This is a genomic window from Pseudacidovorax intermedius (assembly GCF_001476815.1).
In the GTDB taxonomy this organism is placed as follows: Bacteria; Pseudomonadota; Gammaproteobacteria; order Burkholderiales; family Burkholderiaceae_C; genus Xenophilus; species Xenophilus intermedius_A.
Genome location: NZ_LDSL01000055.1, coordinates 1 through 17,945, shown reverse-complemented (window position 1 = coordinate 17,945; position 17,945 = coordinate 1). Strand labels below are relative to the sequence as shown.

12 protein-coding genes are annotated in these 17,945 nt (G+C 71.6%); 5 read left to right on the top strand and 7 right to left on the bottom strand.

What is annotated here, in order from left to right:
- The 6 genes from NS331_RS09320 to NS331_RS09295 all read right to left on the bottom strand — a co-directional run.
- A partial coding sequence (locus NS331_RS09320) for a LytR/AlgR family response regulator transcription factor (protein WP_153012793.1) occupies positions 1-357 on the bottom strand: 357 nt, incomplete at its 3' end.
- Between the two features lie 13 nt (positions 358-370).
- A complete protein-coding gene (locus NS331_RS09315; protein WP_058641730.1) occupies positions 371-1,483 on the bottom strand; it encodes a sensor histidine kinase in 1,113 nt (370 codons plus the stop codon).
- A gap of 47 nt (positions 1,484-1,530) precedes the next feature.
- Positions 1,531-2,499 carry a sterol desaturase family protein gene (locus NS331_RS09310; RefSeq protein WP_058641729.1) on the bottom strand — a complete coding sequence of 323 codons (969 nt, stop codon included), beginning with the start codon at positions 2,497-2,499 and terminating at the stop codon, positions 1,531-1,533.
- Between the two features lie 57 nt (positions 2,500-2,556).
- Entirely contained in the window at positions 2,557-3,231 is a 675-nt protein-coding gene (locus tag NS331_RS09305; protein WP_058641728.1) for a glutathione S-transferase family protein, read from the bottom strand.
- A gap of 67 nt (positions 3,232-3,298) precedes the next feature.
- Positions 3,299-3,589 carry a 2TM domain-containing protein gene (locus NS331_RS09300; protein WP_058641727.1) on the bottom strand — a complete coding sequence of 97 codons (291 nt, stop codon included), beginning with the start codon at positions 3,587-3,589 and terminating at the stop codon, positions 3,299-3,301.
- A 41-nt stretch (positions 3,590-3,630) separates the two neighbouring features.
- Entirely contained in the window at positions 3,631-4,167 is a 537-nt protein-coding gene (locus NS331_RS09295; protein WP_242873702.1) for a DUF6622 family protein, read from the bottom strand.
- Between the two features lie 325 nt (positions 4,168-4,492).
- Here NS331_RS09295 and NS331_RS09290 point away from each other — a divergent pair, with 325 nt between their 5' ends.
- The 5 genes from NS331_RS09290 to NS331_RS09270 all read left to right on the top strand — a co-directional run bounded on the left by NS331_RS09290 (position 4,493) and on the right by NS331_RS09270 (position 14,961).
- The gene (locus tag NS331_RS09290; RefSeq protein WP_058641726.1) at positions 4,493-6,091 is read left to right on the top strand and encodes an efflux RND transporter periplasmic adaptor subunit; all 1,599 of its coding nucleotides are present in this window, start codon (positions 4,493-4,495) and stop codon (positions 6,089-6,091) included.
- A 40-nt stretch (positions 6,092-6,131) separates the two neighbouring features.
- On the top strand, positions 6,132-9,314 hold the full coding sequence (locus NS331_RS09285; RefSeq protein ID WP_058641725.1) for an efflux RND transporter permease subunit: 3,183 nt from the start codon (positions 6,132-6,134) through the stop codon (positions 9,312-9,314).
- Positions 9,311-12,595, top strand: coding sequence for an efflux RND transporter permease subunit (locus tag NS331_RS09280; RefSeq protein ID WP_058641724.1), 3,285 nt, complete (start codon positions 9,311-9,313; stop codon positions 12,593-12,595). The genes NS331_RS09285 and NS331_RS09280 overlap by 4 nt, the downstream gene beginning before the upstream one ends.
- Positions 12,592-14,076: an efflux transporter outer membrane subunit gene (locus NS331_RS09275; protein ID WP_058641723.1), complete on the top strand. Its 1,485-nt coding sequence runs from the start codon at positions 12,592-12,594 to the stop codon at positions 14,074-14,076. The genes NS331_RS09280 and NS331_RS09275 overlap by 4 nt, the downstream gene beginning before the upstream one ends.
- Positions 14,077-14,253: 177 nt before the next feature.
- Positions 14,254-14,961 (top strand): SGNH/GDSL hydrolase family protein, encoded by a 708-nt coding sequence (locus tag NS331_RS09270; protein ID WP_153012792.1) that lies wholly within the window; start codon positions 14,254-14,256, stop codon positions 14,959-14,961.
- A 51-nt stretch (positions 14,962-15,012) separates the two neighbouring features.
- Here the strand turns inward: NS331_RS09270 and NS331_RS09265 are convergent.
- On the bottom strand, positions 15,013-17,945 hold a 2,933-nt coding region (locus NS331_RS09265), incomplete at its 5' end, for an EAL domain-containing protein (RefSeq protein ID WP_058641721.1).

Here is a 17,945-nt window from a genome sequence, read left to right as displayed (position 1 = left end):
CCTTCGAGGCCCAGGCGCTGCGGCTACCTGATGAAGCCGGTGCAGCCGCAGCGCCTGGGCCTCGAAGGCGCGGGCGGCGTATTCGTCGTAGGCGGTCACGAAGACCAGCTGCGGAATCGGCGCCTCGTCGGCGGGCCAGTGCTCGGCGATCTCCTCGGCGGCGGCCAGGCCGTCCTGGCCGGGCATGCGGATGTCGAGGAAGAGCACGTCGGGGCGCAGGCGCAGCGCCTCGCGCACGGCGCCGAGGCCGTCGCCGGCCACGGCCACGATCTGCAGCGCCGGCCAGGCGTGGGCCAGTTCGGCCTGCAGGGACTGGGCGAGCAGCGGTTCGTCTTCGGCGATCAGGGCGGTGGGCATGGACGGGCGCGTGTCAGGCCGCGGCAGAGGCGGGCAGGGGCAGGGTGACGGTGGCGCGGGTGCCGCCGCCGGGCGGGCCGGCGAGCGCGAGGGTGCCGCGCTCGCCGTACAGGGTGCGCAGGCGCTCGCGCACCTGGACGAGGCCGAAGCCGCCTTCGGCCGCCGGTGCAGCGCCGGCCGGCAGCCGGTCGGCAGGGTCGCTGGCGAGGCCCGCCGGCGCCGTGGCCAGGCCCGCGCCGGTGTCGATGACGTCGATGACCAGGTCGGCGCCGTCGCGCCGGGCCAGCACGCGGATCTCGCCGCCTTCGACCTGCGGCTCCAGGCCGTGGCGGATGGCGTTCTCGACCAGCGGCTGCAGCAGCAGCGGCGGCACCGGTACCTCGCGCAGCTGGGCCGGCAGATCCAGCGTGCAGCGCAGGCGCGGGCCCATGCGCACGGCCATGAGGGCCAGGTAGTCGGCCAGGCGGTCGAATTCCTGCGACAGCGGATGCAGCGTGCTGCGCGAGCCGCCCAACGTGGCGCGCAGGTAGTCGTTGAGCCGGTCCAGCATGGCCATGGCGCGTTCGGGATCGGTGCCGATCAGCACGCGCAGGTTGGCCAGGGTGTTGAAGAGCATGTGCGGCTCGAGCTGCGTCTCCAGCAGCTTGAGTCGCGCTTCGGTGGCGTTGCGCTCGGTCGCGGCGATCTGCGCGGCCATGGCCGCAGCCTTGCCTCGGGCATGGAAGTAGAAGGAGCCGATGGCGCCCGCAGCCACCGTGATGTAGAGCCCGATGATGTTTTTGTGGGCCGGCCCGGCGTCGACATCGCCAGGGCCGATCAGCCAGTAGGCCAACGGGTCGCCAACGTAGAAGCCGATCAGCACGCCGCAACTGGTGAGCAAAATGCCGCGCCAGCCCTTGGGCCAGCCGTGTCCGCCGTCAGGGTCGCCATGGCAGTCCTTCGGATCGAACAGATAACGGCCCGCCTCGATCATGGCCCAGCAGATCGTGCCGATGCACAAGGAGTAGACGAGCTGGATGAGGTAGCTGCGCGTGGGCCACATCAGCGTGGTGAAAACCGTCACCACGCAGCACAGGGCCAGCACGTGGAGGTAGTGGCGCAACAGGCTACGGAGCACGTCGGGCATCGTTGGCGGTGATGCAGCGCCGGCAGGTGCGGAATCGGCGGTGCGGGTCACGGGGTCGACAGCGGCGGCGTGAGGGCCACGTCCGCCCCCGCGCCCACCGGCTCGGGTGCCGCAGCCGGTGCCGCCGTCCGCGCACGGCGACGCAGCTCTTCCGTCGTCTCGCCCCCACCCGGCCGCCAGCCCGGCGGCCGCCACAGGTAGCCCAGCGCCTCGCCCAGCGACTTCGCACCGCGCAGGTCTCGCCACAGCGCGCGCCAGCCGTCGAACTCGATGGCCAGCAGGTTGTACGAGGTCTGCGGCCTGACCAGGCCGTAGCGGGGCTTCACGTCCTGGCGTTCGGCGATGTAGGTGCCGAACAGCCTGTCGAACACGATCAGCACGCCGCCGTAGTTGCCGTCCAGGTATTCCAGGTTCGACGCATGGTGCACCCGGTGCGCCGAGGGCGTGTTCAGCACCCATTCGAGCGGGCCCAGGCGCGGGATCCAGGTGGCATGGATCCAGAACTGGTAGAGCAGGTTGAGCGTGAACATCAGCAGGATCAGCCGCGGCGGCGCACCCAGCAGCGGTGCCAGCAGGAAGAAGGCCAGGACGCCGGTGAGCTTGCCCGTCCAACCGAAGCGGTAGGCCGCCGAGAGGTTGAGGTCGTTGGGCGAATGGTGGATCGAATGCGTGCACCAGAACCAGCGCACCCGATGCGCCGCCCGGTGGTACCAGTAGTAGCAGAACTCCTGCAGCAGGAAGGCCGCCACCCAGCCCGTCCAGTGGCTCAGCGGCAGGGTGAACAGCCGGTGCGCATAGAGCCAGTCCATCCAGCCTAGCCAGAAGGCCAGCGGCAGCAGCCAGCGCAGCGGGTACTCGCGCACCAGGAAGTCGACCACCGACAGCCCGGCCGACTTCCAGTCGTAGGCCGGCCCCAGACCGCGCGAATGGCGCCAGGACAGCACAGCGGCCTCAAGCAGCGAGGCGACCAGCACCGTCACGACGGCGAACTTGAGGATGAGCAGAAGAACGGGCATGGCGGCGCGCTCCGGGAGTTGGTGGGATGGAGGGATCGACTTGCGGCCGGATACCCGTCAGTCCATCAGGGCGTACGGCCCGCCGCGCTGCAGCGCGCGCTGGTAGGCCGGGCGCGCATGGATGCGTTCGAGCCAGGCCATCAGCTTCGGCCGGCTGGCGTCCAGGCCGCCGCGGGCACGGGCGGCCTCCACCGGGAAGCTCATCTGGATATCGGCCACGCTGAAGAAGGGCCCCGCAAACCAGTCGCGCTGGGCCAGTTCGGACTCCATGAAGTCCAGGTGCTGGCGCAACTGCGGCTGCACGAAGCTGGCCATGGCCTTGTCGGCGATACCGCGGGCGATGGGCTTGATGAAGAAAGGCATCTTCGCGCCCTTGATGCGGCTGAACACCAGCGTGAGCAGCAGCGGCGGCATGGCCGAGCCCTCGCCGTAGTGCAGCCAGTAGCGGCAGCGCCGGGCCTCCGGGCTGCCGGCCTCGGGCAGCAGGCCGGCGGCGGGATAGCGCTCGGCCAGGGTTTCCAGGATGGCGCCCGACTCGGCCAGCACGCTGCCGTCGTCCAGCGTCACCACCGGCGCCTTGCCGAGCGGATGCACGCGCTTGAGTTCGGGCGGCGCCAGCATGGTGGCCGGATCGCGCTTGTACTGCACGACTTCGTAGGGCAGTTGCAGTTCTTCCAGCAGCCACAGCACGCGCTGCGAGCGGGAGTTTTCGAGGTGGTGGACGGTGATCATGGGGCGCGATGTTGCCTGAGTGCGGACGCAAGCGGCGGGCGGTGGCACGCGGCGCCACAGTGCCGACTCAATGGCCGGGGCGCCCGTCCGCCGCCAGGCGCGCGCGCTCGCGCTGCACCATGCGTTCCATCAGCGGATTGCCGGGCGCGAAGACCCAGACGCCCAGGCCGTGGAAGAACAGGCCCAGGCCCCAGCCCAGCAGGGGGAAGATGGCCCAGTGGCGGCCGCCGGCGACCGACAGGGCGATCAGGCCGAGGTTCACCACCGCGTACACGGCCGCGTGGCAGAACCAGCCGAGCTTGGCCTGGGCGCGGCGGCGGGCGAGGGCGTCGATGGACGAATCGGTGGGGTGGCGCATGGAAGGCTCCGGACGTGGAACAGGGAGGGAAAAGGTGGGCGTCACGCGGGCGACACCGCCCGGTCCGTGCGCACCGCCAGGCGCCACAGCCGCAGCGTGCCGCCGGCGAAGAGGCCGCTGAACAGGCCGTACAGGGCGCTCACGCCCAGGGCGAAGGCGCCGTCGTGCGCCAGGCCGGGATGCAGCACCAGCGTCACGCCGACGACGTACTTGGTCAGGAAGATGCCCATCATCCGCAGCAGCGGCCAGGGGCTGCCGGGCATCAGGAACGCGCGCAGCGCGGGGTCGTACTGCGTGCCGGCGGGCAGCGGCCGCGCCTGCATCCAGAAGCCGCTGGCCGCGGCCGCCGCCGCCCAGGCCGCCAGGGCCAGCAGCCCGGCCTGCGACTGGCCGAAGGCCGAGGCCACGCCGTACAGGGCGAAGCCGGTCATCGCCAGCGGCAGCACCGTGATGCCGGCCAGGCCGACCTCGCGGGTCAGCAGCTGGCGCGCGCCGCGCCAGGCCAGCAGCAGGAAGACGGCGAACACCCAGGTGGGCGTGTGCCGGACGATCTGGAAGAGCATGGAATCGGTGAGCATGGTCGGGTCCTGGTCGGTGGGATGAAGGCGCGGGCGAAGCCTTGGATGGACCGGACTGTGCCGGCGCGCCGCCGGGCCTTCCAGCGGCCTGCGACGAAGCGCCGTGCGGCGGCGCGAAATGCCGCCGCGCGGCGCGAACGGCGTGGGCCCGTGCACTGTCAGACCCGCCGCAGCACCCCGGCTGAACCGCGGCTGAACCGCGGCTGACGCGGCCGCTGCCGACAGGTCGCCGGCTTTACCGCCGCTTTACGGGAGCGCCCACATCGCAGCTACGATTTCCCGCTCTACTCGCGGCACGCTCAGGCCGCACGCTCCCGCACCACCCATGGATCCTCGCCACGACTCCCCCACTTCCTCCATCCCTGCCGAGCCGGCGCTGCCGCCGGCACAGGTGCCCCGTCGGCGCAGCCGGTGGATCGGCGGCACGCTGGTGCTGCTGCTCGTGGCCGGCTTGGTGGGTCTGGGCTGGTACCTGGTCAAGCGCCCGCCCGCCGAGGGCAGCGGCGGCTTCGGCGGACGGGGTGGTCCGGGCGGTGCCTTCGGTGCCGTCACCGTGGGCCAGGCCACGGTGCGCAGCATGTCGCTGCCCGTGACGCTGGACGCCCTGGGCACCGTCACGCCGCTGACCACGGTCACCCTGCGGCCCCAGGTGGGTGGCGTGCTCACCGACGTGCTCTTCACCGAAGGCCAGACAGTGCGCAAGGGCGACCTGCTGGCGCGCATCGACCCCCGGCCCTACCAGCAGGCGCTGGACCAGGCCCGCGGCACCCGCCTGCGCGACGAGGCCCAGCTGGCTGCCGCCCGCGTGACGCTGGAGCGCTACCGCACTCTGCTGTCGCAGGATTCCATCGCCCGCCAGGACGTGGACACCCAGGCCGCGCTGGTGCGCCAGCTGGAAGGCACGGTGGTCAGCGACAAGGCGGCGGAAGAGGGCGCCCAGCTCAACCTGGGCTTCACCCGCATCACCGCGCCGGTCACCGGCCGCATCGGCCTGCGCGCGGTGGACCCGGGCAACTACGTCGCGGCCAACGCCACCACCGGCATCGCCGTCCTCACGCAGCTCAATCCCATCGACGTGCAGTTCTCGGTCACGCAGGACCGCATTCCGCAGATCCAGGCCGGACTGGCCGGCGGCGCCAAGCTGGCCGCCATCGCGCTCAACCGCACGCTCACCGAGGAGCTGGACCGCGGCGCCTTCACCACGCTGGACAACGTGGTCGACGTCGGCACCGGCACCGTCAAGGCCAAGGCCCGCTTCGACAACACCCAGGCCAAGCTCTTTCCCAACCAGTTCGTCAACGTGCGCCTCACGCTGCGCACCGTGGACGCGCTGGTGGTGCCGGTGACGGCGGTGCGCACCGGCCCGAAGGGTCCCTACGTGTACGTGATCCGCGAGGACCGCACGGTGGAGGTGCGGCCCGTCAAGCGCGGCGAATCCACGCCGGAAGTCATCGCCATCACCTCGGGCCTCAAGGCCGGCGAGATGGTTGTGACCGAAGGCGGCGACCGGCTCAACGACGGCTCGCGCGTGCAGCTGCAGGGCGAGCGGCCGGCGACCGGTCCGCGCCCGGGTGGCGGCCAGCGCCGGCGCGGCGGCGAGGCTGCGGGTGCGCCGCAGCCCGCGGCCTCGGCGCCGCAGCCTGGCGCTTCCGCGCCGGTGGCGTCTGGCGCTGCTGCGCCGGCCGCCGCTGCGCCGGGAGCGCCTGCCACCGCGGCCCCGGCCGTCACGCTGCCCACGCCGGCCCAGCGCCAGCGCATGCTCGACGCCGCCCAGGACAATCCGGAACGGCTGGCGCGCGTCAAGGCGCTGCTCGACGGCCTGGACAAGGGCGACCCCGAGGCCATCGAGCGCTGGCAGCGCCTGCAGCAGCGCCGCCGCGAGGGCGGTGGCGGCGAGGGCGGCCCGCGCGGCGAACGTCCCTGATGCGCGCCGCGTGCTTCGCTGACCGTCCACGCCTGCCGCGATGAATCCGTCCCGTCCCTTCATCGAACGTCCCGTCGCCACCGGGCTGCTCATGCTGGCCATCGTGCTGGCCGGCCTGGTCGGCCTGCGCTTCCTGCCGCTGGCCGCGCTGCCGCAGGTGGACTACCCCACCATCCAGGTGCAGACGCTCTACCCCGGCGCCAGTCCCGAGGTGATGAGCCGCACCGTCAGCGCCCCGCTGGAGCGCCAGTTCGGCCAGATGGCCGGCCTCAACCGCATGAGCTCGACCAGCGGCGCGGGCGTCTCCGTCATCACCCTGCAGTTCGACCTGGACCAGACGCTGGACGTGGCCGAGCAGCAGGTGCAGGCCGCCATCAATGCCGGCGGCTCCTTCCTGCCCACCGACCTGCCGGCGCCGCCGGTCTATGCCAAGGTCAACCCGGCCGACGCGCCGATCATGACGCTGGCCGTGACGGCCGACACCCTGCCGCTGACCGAGGTGCAGAACCTCGTCAACACGCGCCTGGCGCAGAAGATCAGCCAGGTGAACGGCGTGGGCCTGGTGACGCTCGCCGGCGGCCAGCGGCCGGCCGTGCGCATCCAGGCCAACACGCAGGCGCTGGCCGCGGCCGGCATCGGGTTGGACACGCTGCGCAACGCCATTGCTGCGGCCAATGCCAACGGCGCCAAGGGCAGCTTCGACGGGCCGCAGCGCTCCTACACCATCAATGCCAACGACGCGCTGCTCACCGCCGCCGATTACAAGAAGCTGATCGTCGCCTGGAAGAACAACGCGCCGGTTCGCCTGGCCGACGTCGCCCGCGTGGTGGACGGCGCCGAGAACGCGCAATTGGGCGCCTGGGCCGGCCTCAAGGAGGATGCGGCCCAGGCCAACGGCGCAGGTGACGGCTCGCTGCGCCAGGCCATCATCGTCAACGTGCAGCGCCAGCCGGGCGCCAACGTGATCTCCACGGTGGACGCCATCCGCGCCCGCCTGCCCGAGCTGCAGGCCGCCATGCCGGCCAACGTGCGGGTGGAGGTGCTGTCGGACCGGACCTCCGGCATCCGCGCCTCGGTCGAGCACGTGCAGATGGAACTGGTGCTGGCCGTGGTGCTGGTGGTGCTGGTCATCTTCTTCTTCCTGCACAGCCTGCGCGCAACCCTCATCGCCAGCATCGCGGTGCCCATCTCGCTCATCGGCACGGCGGGCGCCATGTACCTGCTGGGCTATTCGCTCAACAACCTGAGCCTGATGGCCATGACCATCGCGACCGGCTTCGTGGTGGACGATGCCATCGTCATGATCGAGAACATCGCGCGCAAGCTGGAGGAGGGCGAGCGGCCCTTCCGCGCCGCGCTCGACGGCGCCTCGCAGATCGGCTTCACCATCATCTCGCTGACGGTGTCGCTGATCGCCGTGCTGATCCCGCTTTTGTTCATGCAGGACGTGGTGGGACGGCTGTTCCGCGAGTTCGCCGTCACGCTGGCCATCACCATCCTCATCTCGGCCGTGGTCTCGCTCACGCTGGTGCCGATGATGGCCGCGCGCTGGCTGGAGCCGGAGTCCAGGAGCGGCGGCCGGCTGGGCCGGACGGTGCAGCGCTTCTTCGACCGCGTGATCGCCCGCTACGACGTGGGCCTGGGCTGGGTACTGCGCCACCAGGGCCTGACGCTGGTGGTGGCGGTGGCCACGCTGGCGCTGACGGCGCTGCTGTACGTGGTCATTCCCAAGGGCCTGTTCCCCACGCAGGACACCGGCCAGCTGCAGGCGCGCATCGAGGCGGCGCAGGACGTCTCCTTCGCCCGCATGGCCGAGCTGCAGGAGCGCGCCGCCGCCGTCGTGCTGGCCGATGCCGACGTGCGCAGCGTGAGCTCGGTGGTGGGGGTGGACGGGGCCAGCAACATGGCGCTCAACACCGGCAGCATGCTGATCAACCTGCGCCAGGGCCGCGAGGCGCAGGACGTGGTGATGAAGCGCCTGACCGAGGTCGTGCGCAGCCAGGTGGCGGGTGTGCGCCTCTTCCTGCAGCCCACGCAGGACCTGACCATCGACGCCGAATCCGGCCCCACCGAATACCGCGTCTCGCTCGAAGGCTCGGACACGGCGACGGTCAACACCTGGGCCAGGAAGCTGGTCGAGCGGCTGGCGCAGGAACCGCTGGTGCGCAACGCCACCACCGACGCCGGCGCGCAGGGGCTGGCGGCCTATGTGGACATCGACCGCAACACGGCCTCGCGCCTGTCGGTCACGGCCAGCTCGGTGGACGATTCGCTCTACAGCGCCTTCGGCCAGCGCATCGTCTCGACCATCTTCACCGAGACCAACCAGTACCGCGTGATCCTGGAGGCCCAGCGCGAGGGCCTGGACACGCCCCAGGGCCTGGGCAGCCTGCAGCTGCGCACCGGCGGCGGCACCGCCACGCCGCTGTCGGCCTTCGCCACCGTGCGCGAGCAGCCGGCACCGCTGCAGATCACACGCGTGGCGCAGTACCCGGCCGCCACCGTGGGCTTCGACACGGCCGACGGCGTGGCGCTGGGCCGCTCGGTGTCGGCCATCCGCGCCGCGGCGAAGGAGATCGGCCTGCCGGCGGGCATCCAGCTGCATTTCCTGGGCGCGGCGGGGGCCTACGAGAACTCGCTCACCAGCCAGCTGTGGCTGATCCTGGCGGCGGTAGTGTGCGTCTACATCGTGCTGGGCGTGCTGTACGAGAGCTACGTGCACCCGATGACGATCCTCTCCACCCTGCCCTCGGCCGGCGTGGGCGCGCTCTTGATCCTGATGGCGGGCGGCTACGATCTGAGCGTGATCGCGCTCATCGGCATCATCCTGCTCATCGGCATCGTCAAGAAGAACGCGATCATGATGATCGACTTCGCCATCGAGGCCGAACGGCACGAAGGCAAGTCGCCCGAGGAGGCCATCCGCCAGGCCGCGCTGCTGCGCTTCCGCCCCATCCTGATGACCACGCTGGCGGCCCTGTTCGCCGCCGTGCCGCTGATGCTGGGATTCGGCGAGGGGGCGGAACTGCGGCGCCCGCTGGGCCTGGCGATCTTTGGCGGGCTGGTGCTGTCGCAGCTGCTCACGCTGTTCACCACGCCGGTGATCTACCTGGCCTTCGACCGGCTGGGCCGGCGCTTCGCACGCCGCCGCGATGCGGATGACGAGGACGGCGCGGACGACGGCCAGGCCCACGCGGGCACGGCGCCGGAGGCCCGCGCGTGAACCTGTCGCGCCCCTTCGTGCTGCGGCCGGTGGCCACGGTGCTGCTGACGCTGGGCATCGCACTGGCGGGCATCCTGGCCTTCTTCAAGCTGCCGGTGTCGCCGCTGCCCAAGGTGGACTTTCCGGTCATCACCGTCAGCGCCAGCATCGCCGGCGCCAGCCCCGACACCATGGCCAGCAGCGTGGCCACGCCGCTGGAGCGGCGGCTGGGCGTGATTCCGGGCGTGAACGAGCTGACCTCCACCAGCTCGGTGGGCTCCACCCGCATCACGCTGCAGTTCGACCTGGACCGCAACATCGACGAGGCCGCGCGCGAGGTGCAGGCCGCCATCAATGCCGCGCGGGTGGACCTGCCCGCCACGCTGCGCAGCAACCCGACCTACCGCAAGGCCAACCCGGCGGCGGCGCCGGTGATGATCCTGGCGCTGACGTCCAAGACGCGCACGCCCGGCCAGATCTACGACACCGTCTCCAACATCGTCAGCCAGCGCCTGTCGCAGGTGGAGGGCGTGGGCGACGTGGAAATCGGCGGCGGCTCGCTGCCGGCGGTGCGGGTGGAGCTGGAGCCCTTCAGCCTCAACAACATGGGCATCAGCACCGAGGACGTGCGGGCCGCCATCCAGGCCAACAATGCCAACCGGCCCAAGGGCGTGATCGAGAGCGCCGACCGGCGGCTGCAGATCTACACCCCCTCGCCCGGCCTGCGCGCGGCCGACTACCGCGACCTGGTGATCGCCTGGCGCAACAACGCTGCCGTGCGCCTGAAGGACGTGGCCGAGGTGATCGACAGCGTGGAGAACACGCGCACGCTGGGCCTGTTCAACGGCCAGCCGGCCATCGTGGTGCTGCTGCGCGCCCAGGCCGATGCCAACGTGATCGAGACGGTGGATTCGGTGCGCGCCCTGCTGCCCGAGCTGCGCGCGCAGCTGCCGCAGGACATCGAGGTGCAGGTCGCCTCGGACCGCACGGCCTCCATCCGCGCGGCGCTGCACGAGGTCGAGTTCACGCTCATGATCTCGGTCGCGCTGGTGGTGCTGGTGGTGGGCCTGTTTCTGCGCCGGGCACGGGCCACCATCATCCCGACGGTGGCCACGGTGGTGTCGCTGCTGGGCACCTTCGGCGTCATGTACCTGCTGGGCTTCTCGCTCAACAACCTGAGCCTGATGGCGCTGACGGTGGCCACCGGCTTCGTGGTGGACGACGCCATCGTGGTGCTGGAGAACACGCAGCGCCACATCGAGAACGGCATGGGCCGGCTGCAGGCGGCGCTGGCGGGCGCGCGCGAGGTGGGCTTCACCGTGCTGTCGATCAGCCTGTCGCTGGTGGCGGTGTTCATCCCGCTGCTGTTCATGGGCGGGCAGGTGGGGCGGCTGTTCCACGAGTTTGCCGTCACGCTGTCGGTGGCGGTGCTGATCTCGCTGGTCATCTCGCTCACCACCACGCCGATGATGTGCGCGGCGCTGCTGCGCGCGGAAGGCTGGTACCGGCGCCGCCCACCCGGGCCCATCGGCCGCCGCTGGGCCCCGGTGAGCGCCTGGCTGGGCCGCCGGGGCGACCGGCTGTGGAACGGCGTGATGCGCGGCTATGCGCGCAGCCTGGACTGGGCGCTGGCCAGCAAGGCCATCGTGGTGGTCTCGCTGCTGGTGGTGATCGGCCTGAACGTGTACCTCTTCATCCACGTGCCCAAGGGCTATTTCCCGCAGCAGGACAACGGGCAGATCAACGCCGGCCTGCGCGCCGACCAGAGCATCTCCTCGGTGGCGCTGTCGGCCAAGCTCACGCAGGCGGTGGACATCATCAAGGCCGATCCGGCGGTGGACACGGTGGTGGGCTTCACCGGCGGCACGCGCGCTGGCGGCGGCTTCATGTTCGTCAACCTCAAGCCGCTGGCCGAGCGCGGCGTGAAGACGCAGGCCGTGATCGACCGCCTGCGGCCGCAGCTCAACCAGCTGACCGGCCTGCGCGTCTTCCTGGGGCCCGTGCAGGAGCTGCGCATGGGCGGCCGCCAGAGCAACGCCACCTACCAGTACACCCTGCGGGCCGACAACATCACCGACCTGCGCGCCGCCGCCACCAAGCTCACGGCCCGGCTGGCCGAGTTGCCGCAGCTGACCGACGTGGACGGCGAAGGCACCAGCGACAACGGCGTGGAGACCTTCCTGTCGGTGGACCGCGACGCCGCCGCGCGCCTGGGCGTGAACACCACGGCGCTCAACAGCGCCCTCTACAACGCCTTCGGCCAGCGCTCGGTGGCCACCATCTACAACGACCTCAACCAGTATTCCGTGATCATGGAATGGGCGCCGCGCTTCCAGACCTCGCCGCTGGCCCTGCGCGACCTGTACGTGCCCTCCACGCTGCGCAGCGTGACCAATGCCGACGGCAGCACCGGCAGCACCTCGCTGCAGGCCACCACTGACACCAGCACCGGCACCTCCACCACCACCTCGGCCAACCCGGGGCAGCGCGGCGCTTCCACCGGCCAGGCCCTGGTGACCACGCCCACGACCATGGTGCCGCTGTCGGCCATCGCGACGCTGCAGGAGCGGGCCGTGCCCAGCGCCATCAGCCACGAGGACACCGAGCTGTCGAGCACCATCTCCTTCAACCTGCCCGACGGCGTGACGCTGCAGGAGGCGCAGGCCGCCATCCGGCAGGCCGAGAACGACGTTGCCCTGCCCATCAACGTGCGCGGCAGCTTCGGCGGCACGGCCCGCGCGGCGCAGCAGAGCGGCAACCAGCAGGCACTGCTGATCGTGGCGGCCATCGTGGTCATCTACATCGTGCTGGGCATCCTGTACGAAAGCCTGATCCATCCCGTCACCGTGCTCACCACGCTGCCCTCGGCCGGCGTCGGCGCCGTGCTGGCGCTGCTGATGCTGCGCATGGACCTGTCGATCATGGCGCTGATCGGCCTCTTCCTGCTGATCGGCATCGTCAAGAAGAACGCCATCATGATCATCGACTTCGCGCTGGAGGCGCAGCGCCAGCGCGGCCTCACGGCCGCCGAGGCGGTGCGCGAGGCCAGCCTGCTGCGCCTGCGGCCCATCCTCATGACCACGCTGGCCGCCATGCTGGGGGCGCTGCCGCTGGCCATCGGCTTCGGCGTCGGCTCGGAGCTGCGCCAGCCGCTGGGCGTGACCATCATCGGCGGCCTGGTCGCGAGCCAGCTGCTCACGCTGCTCACCGTGCCCGTCATCTACGTGCTGATGGACCGCCTGCGTCCCGGCGGCGGCCGCGTGCCGCCCATCGGCATCCACGAACCCGCTCCGAACCGATGAAGACCCGTCCCGTCCCCACCGACCCGGCCGGCCGCCGGCGCCTGCTGCTGGCCCTGCCGGCCGCCGCCATGCTGGCGGCCGGCTGCGCCGTCGGCCCGCGCTACGTGCCGCCGGCCGATGCCGCGCCCGCCGCCTTCAAGGAGGCGCCCACCGCCGCCGGCTGGCTGCCCGCCACGCCCGGCGACGCGCTGGACCGCGGGCCCTGGTGGCAGCGCTTCGGCGACGCGCAGCTCGACGCGCTGGCCGAGCGCGTGCAGCTGTCCAACCAGAACATCGCCGTGGCCGTGGCCGCCTACGCGCAGGCCCAGGCGCTGGTGCGCGAGCAGCGCGCCTCGCTGCTGCCGGCCCTGTCGGCCAGCGGCAGCGGCCGGCGCAGCGGCCCGGTGCGCAGCGACAACGGCACGCGGCCGGCCAACGCCTTCTCCGCGGGCCTCACGGCCAGCTGGGAGCCGGACCTGTGGGGCCGGCTGCGCCTGTCGGTGCAGAGCGCCAGCGCCAGCGCGCAGGCCAGCCAGGCCGACCTGGCCTCGGCACGGCTGTCGGCCGTCGCGGCCTTGACCACCAACTACCTGCAGCTGCGTGCTACCGATGCCGAGATCGCGCTGCTGGACCGCACGCTCGAAGGCTACGAGCGCTCGCTCACCATCACCCGCAACCGCTACGACGCCGGCATCGCCGCGCAGACCGACGTGCTGCAGGCGCAGACCCAGCTGGTCAGCGCCCGCTCCGACCGGGCCGGGCTGGTGCGCGATCGCGCCGTGCTCGAACACGCCATCGCCGTGCTGGTGGGCGTGCCGCCTTCCGATTTCCGCATCGACGCGGTGGCCGGCTGGCGGCCCGTGGTGCCCGCGGTGCCGCTCGCCCTGCCGGGTGAGCTGCTGCAGCGCCGGCCCGACATCGCCGCCGCCGAGCGCGCCATGGCGCGCGCCAATGCCCAGATCGGCATCGCCCGCAGCGCCTACTTCCCGAGCCTGAACCTCAGCGCCTCGGTCACCGGCAGCGCCAGCCGCGTGGGCGAGCTGTTCAATGCCTCCAACCTGCTGTGGGCGCTGGGCGTGTCGGCGGCGCAGACGCTGTTCGACGGCGGCGCCATCGCCGCGCAGGTCGATGCCGCCGGCGCCGCCTACCAGGGCGCGGTGGCCAGCTACCGGCAGACGGTGCTCACCGCCTTCCAGGCCGTGGAGGACCAGCTCAGCGCCACGGCCGCGCTGGGCGAGCAGGAAGGGCTGCTGCGCCAGGCCTCGCAGGCCGCGGACCTCACCGAGCAGCAGATCCTCAACCGCTACCGCGCCGGCCAGGTCAACTACACCGACGTGGTCTCGGCCCAGGCCTCGGCCCTGTCGGCACGGCGCAGCCTGCTGACCGTGCAGCTGTCGCGCCAGGCGGCGGCGGTGGCGCTGATCCAGGCGCTGGGCGGTGGCTGGGAGGCGGACTGGTTGCGCGTGCCTGCGGATGTTGCGCGGGCCTCGTCGGCGCGCTGATCCGCCCGTCGCGCCACCTGCCGGCCGAACGGCCTCGCGCCGGCAGGCCTGTCCGAGCGCGAGCCGGCAGCGCCTCCAACCCTCCCACATTTGCCCCTAACATCCCTCCCGGCCGGCGCATGACCGGCCCCGCTGCTGCAGCCCCGTGGCAGCGAGATCAATCAGGGAGTCAGGGCAATGAACCATCGAAAGGCCGGCCGGCTTCGCACGGCCGTGGGCCTGCTGCCGCTATTCGTGATGGTGGCGGGCATGACGGGCTGCGCGCCCAGCCGTGTGGAATGGCGCAACGCTTCGCCGCAGGACGAGGAACAGTGGCGCCGGCAGCAGAAGCTGCAGTTCCAGCCCGACTGCAGCGTCACGCTCTGGGGCGATTCCATCCTGAACGGCGGCCACGACATCACGCAGCGCTCGGCCGACCCGCCGGCCCTTATCCTCCGCAGGCTGCGGCCGCGGTATGCGGTGGAGGACAACTCGGTGCCCGGCGACCGTGCGCATGCGCGCGAGCCGCAGTTCCTGCGTCTGTCCTTCAGGACCCGCATCGTGGTGCTGCAGTACGGCATCAACGACGCCGGTAACGGCCATGCCTACGAACGCGCACTGCGGGCCATGGTGGCCCATGCGCAGGCCCAGGGCCGGGCCGTGGTCATCACCGGCCTGTCGCGCGTCAACGGCGTGCTGCCGGGCCGGGATGCGAACGATGCCATCGCGCGCCGCGTCGCGTCCGACACCGGCAGTACCTTCGCCGACTGGGGCTCGGTGCGCTTCGACCCGGCGGACATGGTCGACAGCGTGCACCCGGCGGCGCCCTATGCCTGGCGCCTGACCGAACAGCTGGCGCGCGCGCTGGACCGCGTGGCGCCGGAATGCGCCGCCCCCGGTCACTGAGGGCGCAGCGGATGCCGGGCAACCGGGCAGTGCCGGCCCGTCCGCACCTTCTCAGCCGTCAGCCTCCACCAGCGCCTGCGGCTGCCGGTCCCGCAGCCATGCCTCCAGCGCGTCCGGCGGCATGGGCCGGGCGTAGTGGTAGCCCTGCAGTTCGTCGCACTGGGCGGCGTGCAGCATGCGCGCATGCTCCGGGCGCTCCACGCCCTCGGCCACCACGCGCAGGCCCAGCGTGTGGCCCAGGCCGATGATGGCCCGCGCGATGGCCAGCTGGGCCGGATCCTCCAGCATCTGCTGCACGAAGGAACGGTCGATCTTCAGCTTGTCGATGGGGAAGCGGTTGAGGTAGCTGAGGTTGGAATAGCCGGTGCCGAAGTCGTCGATGGCCAGCGTCAGGCCCAGCGTCTTCAGCGCATGCAGCTGGGTCATCGTCTCCTCGGCCGTTTCCATCAGCGTCGATTCGGTCAGCTCCACCTCCAGCAGCGCCGGGTCCACCTGGTGGCGGGCCAGCGCGTTGCGCAGCACCTCGGGCACCCCGCTGGTGCGCAGCTGCACCGCCGACATGTTGAGCGACACCGTCAGCGCGCCCAGGCCGGCGCGGCGCCAGGCCTCGTGCTGGGCGCACGCCTGCTGGATGACCCAGTCGCCCAGCGCCACGATCTGCCCGCTCTCCTCGGCGATGGGAATGAATTCGGCCGGCGGCACCAGGCCCAGCTCGCTGCTCTCCCAGCGCAGCAGCGCCTCCACGCCCACCATGCGGCCCGTGGCGGCGTCGATGCGCGGCTGGTAGGCCAGCCAGAGCTCGTCGCGCTCGATCGCATGGCGCAGGCAGGACTCCACCCGCTGGCGCTGCTGCGCCTTGTCGTTCATGGACGGGGTGAAGAAGCGGGCCGTGTCGCGGCCGCTGGACTTGCTGTCGTACATGGCCATGTCGGCATGGCGCATCAGCGTGTCGATGTCGGCGCCGTCCTCCGGGTACATCGCCATGCCCACGCTGCACGACACGTACAGCTGCGAACCGTGCACGTCGTGCGGCTCGCGCACGGCCGGCAGGATGCGCTGCTCCACCACCGCCTCGAGCTCCCGCGTGTCCGTCACGCCGTCGAGGATGACCATGAACTCGTCGCCGCCCAGGCGGCTGACGGTGTCCACCGGCCGCACCGAGTCGGCGAAGCGCTGGGCCACCGAGCGCAGCAGCGCATCGCCCACGTGGTGGCCCAGCGAGTCGTTGATGGTCTTGAAGCGGTCCAGGTCGATGAACAGCACGCCCACCTGCTGCCCGCTGGCCTGGGCCCGCTCGATGGCCTCGCGCAGCCGCTCGGCGCACAGCGAGCGGTTGGGCAGGCCGGTGAGCACGTCGTGCAGCGCGAGGTAGCGGATGCGCTCTTCGCTGCGCTTGCGGTCGCTGATGTCGATGGAGGTGAAGATGTAGTGCGAGATGCGGTCCGGCCCGTCGCGCACCACGCTGGCGACGATCCAGGCCGGGTAGACCTGGCCGTCGCGCCGTCGCATCGTCACCTCGCCCTGCCAGGCGCCGCGCTTGTCGAGCGCCGGCCACAGGTTCTGCAGCATCGGCCGGTCCTCGCCCAGCAGCATCCCCGGGCTCTGGCCCACCAGGTCGGCCAGGTCGTGGCCGGTGCCGCGGCACAGCGCCGCGTTGACGGTGATGATGCTGTGCTCGGCGTTGATGATGAGGATGCCTTCGGACGAGGCCTCGAACACCTTGGCCCACAGCTTGAGCCGCTGCTCCATGTGCTTGAGCTGGTTGATGGGCGTGAAGGCGGTGAGCATCGCCGCCTGGCCCTGGTACTGGATGAGCCGGGCCGACAGCACCGCCCAGCTGGGCATGCCGCTGCCCTGCCAGCGCACCTCGAATTCGTCCACCGCCCGCCGGTCCGCCAGCTGCTGGAAGAAGCGCGCCCGCACGCCCGGCTCCAGGCCCTGCGCCCAGGGGTCCTGGGCCCGGCCCTCCAGCCAGGCCTGTGCCGGGGGGTTGGCGTTGAGCACCTCGTGCCCGGGAATGGATGTCACCATCAGCGGGATGGGGATCGCCTCCACCAACTCGCGCTGGGCATCGGCGGCGCGGGCCGAGGCGGCCAGCTCCTGCTGGATCTGCCGCTCGCGGTCCAGCTGGGCCAGCATGTCGTTGAAGCCGAGCACCAGCCGGCCGATCTCGTCGCCGCTGTGCCATTGGGCCCGCAGGGTGTGGTCGCCGGTGCGGCGCACCGTGTCCACCACGTCCGACAGGCGGCGCAGCGGCAGGGAGATCTGCCGCGCGACAAAGAACACCGCGGTCAGGATCAGCATGAGCAGGAACAGCGCCGTGCCCAGGTGCAGCCACATGCGGGTGAAGAAGAAATGCTCGCGCGTGGCGAGCAGGCCGTTCATGGCGCTGTCGGCCGAACTCCAGGCGGTATCCAGCCGGGTGAACAGCCCCTGCTGGGCGGCGTCGAAGCTCTCCAGGGGAAGTCCCGGCTGCTCCTGGGCGGCGCGTGCGGCGCGGCGGAAGTCCTCGATGGCGGCGGCCAGGTCGTCGCGCGAGCCGCCCAGGCGCTCGGCCAGCGGTCCGCGGGCGGCGGCGAAGGCCTCGGCATAGTCGCTGCGGATGGCGGCGGCCACCGCGTCCACCCGGCCTTCGAGGATGAAGTAACGGGTGTTGGACTCGGTGCGCTCGGTGGCGGTGCGGGTCTGGCGGTGGGCCAGCAGCTGCTCGCGCATGGCGGCGCCCAGCTCCATCAGCTCCGGAAAGCGCAGCAGCAGCAGCGACATGGTGTAGTAGCTGTCCAGGTCCGGATCGAGGATCAGGTTGGACTGGTTGCCGATGCGGGTGATCAGCGCCCGCCCGCTTTCCAGCGCATGCCGCGCCGCCACCAGGCGCTCGCCGGCCGCAGCCCCGCGCCAGGCATGCACCGCCTCGCGGAAGCGGGCATTGGGCTCCTCGCTCTGCATACCGTCGCCCCACTGGTGCTCGGCGCTGGCCAGCGCCG

Excerpts from the sequence above, each read along its gene's own strand:
- NS331_RS09315 (WP_058641730.1), bottom strand. The coding sequence starts at position 1,483 with ATGCCCGACGTGCTCCGTAGCCTGTTGCGCCACTACCTCCACGTGCTG.
- NS331_RS09310 (WP_058641729.1), bottom strand. The coding sequence starts at position 2,499 with ATGCCCGTTCTTCTGCTCATCCTCAAGTTCGCCGTCGTGACGGTGCTG.
- NS331_RS09305 (WP_058641728.1), bottom strand. The coding sequence starts at position 3,231 with ATGATCACCGTCCACCACCTCGAAAACTCCCGCTCGCAGCGCGTGCTG.
- NS331_RS09300 (WP_058641727.1), bottom strand. The coding sequence starts at position 3,589 with ATGCGCCACCCCACCGATTCGTCCATCGACGCCCTCGCCCGCCGCCGC.
- NS331_RS09295 (WP_242873702.1), bottom strand. The coding sequence starts at position 4,167 with ATGCTCACCGATTCCATGCTCTTCCAGATCGTCCGGCACACGCCCACC.
- NS331_RS09290 (WP_058641726.1), top strand. The coding sequence starts at position 4,493 with ATGGATCCTCGCCACGACTCCCCCACTTCCTCCATCCCTGCCGAGCCG.
- NS331_RS09285 (WP_058641725.1), top strand. The coding sequence starts at position 6,132 with ATGAATCCGTCCCGTCCCTTCATCGAACGTCCCGTCGCCACCGGGCTG.
- NS331_RS09275 (WP_058641723.1), top strand. The coding sequence starts at position 12,592 with ATGAAGACCCGTCCCGTCCCCACCGACCCGGCCGGCCGCCGGCGCCTG.
- NS331_RS09270 (WP_153012792.1), top strand. The coding sequence starts at position 14,254 with ATGAACCATCGAAAGGCCGGCCGGCTTCGCACGGCCGTGGGCCTGCTG.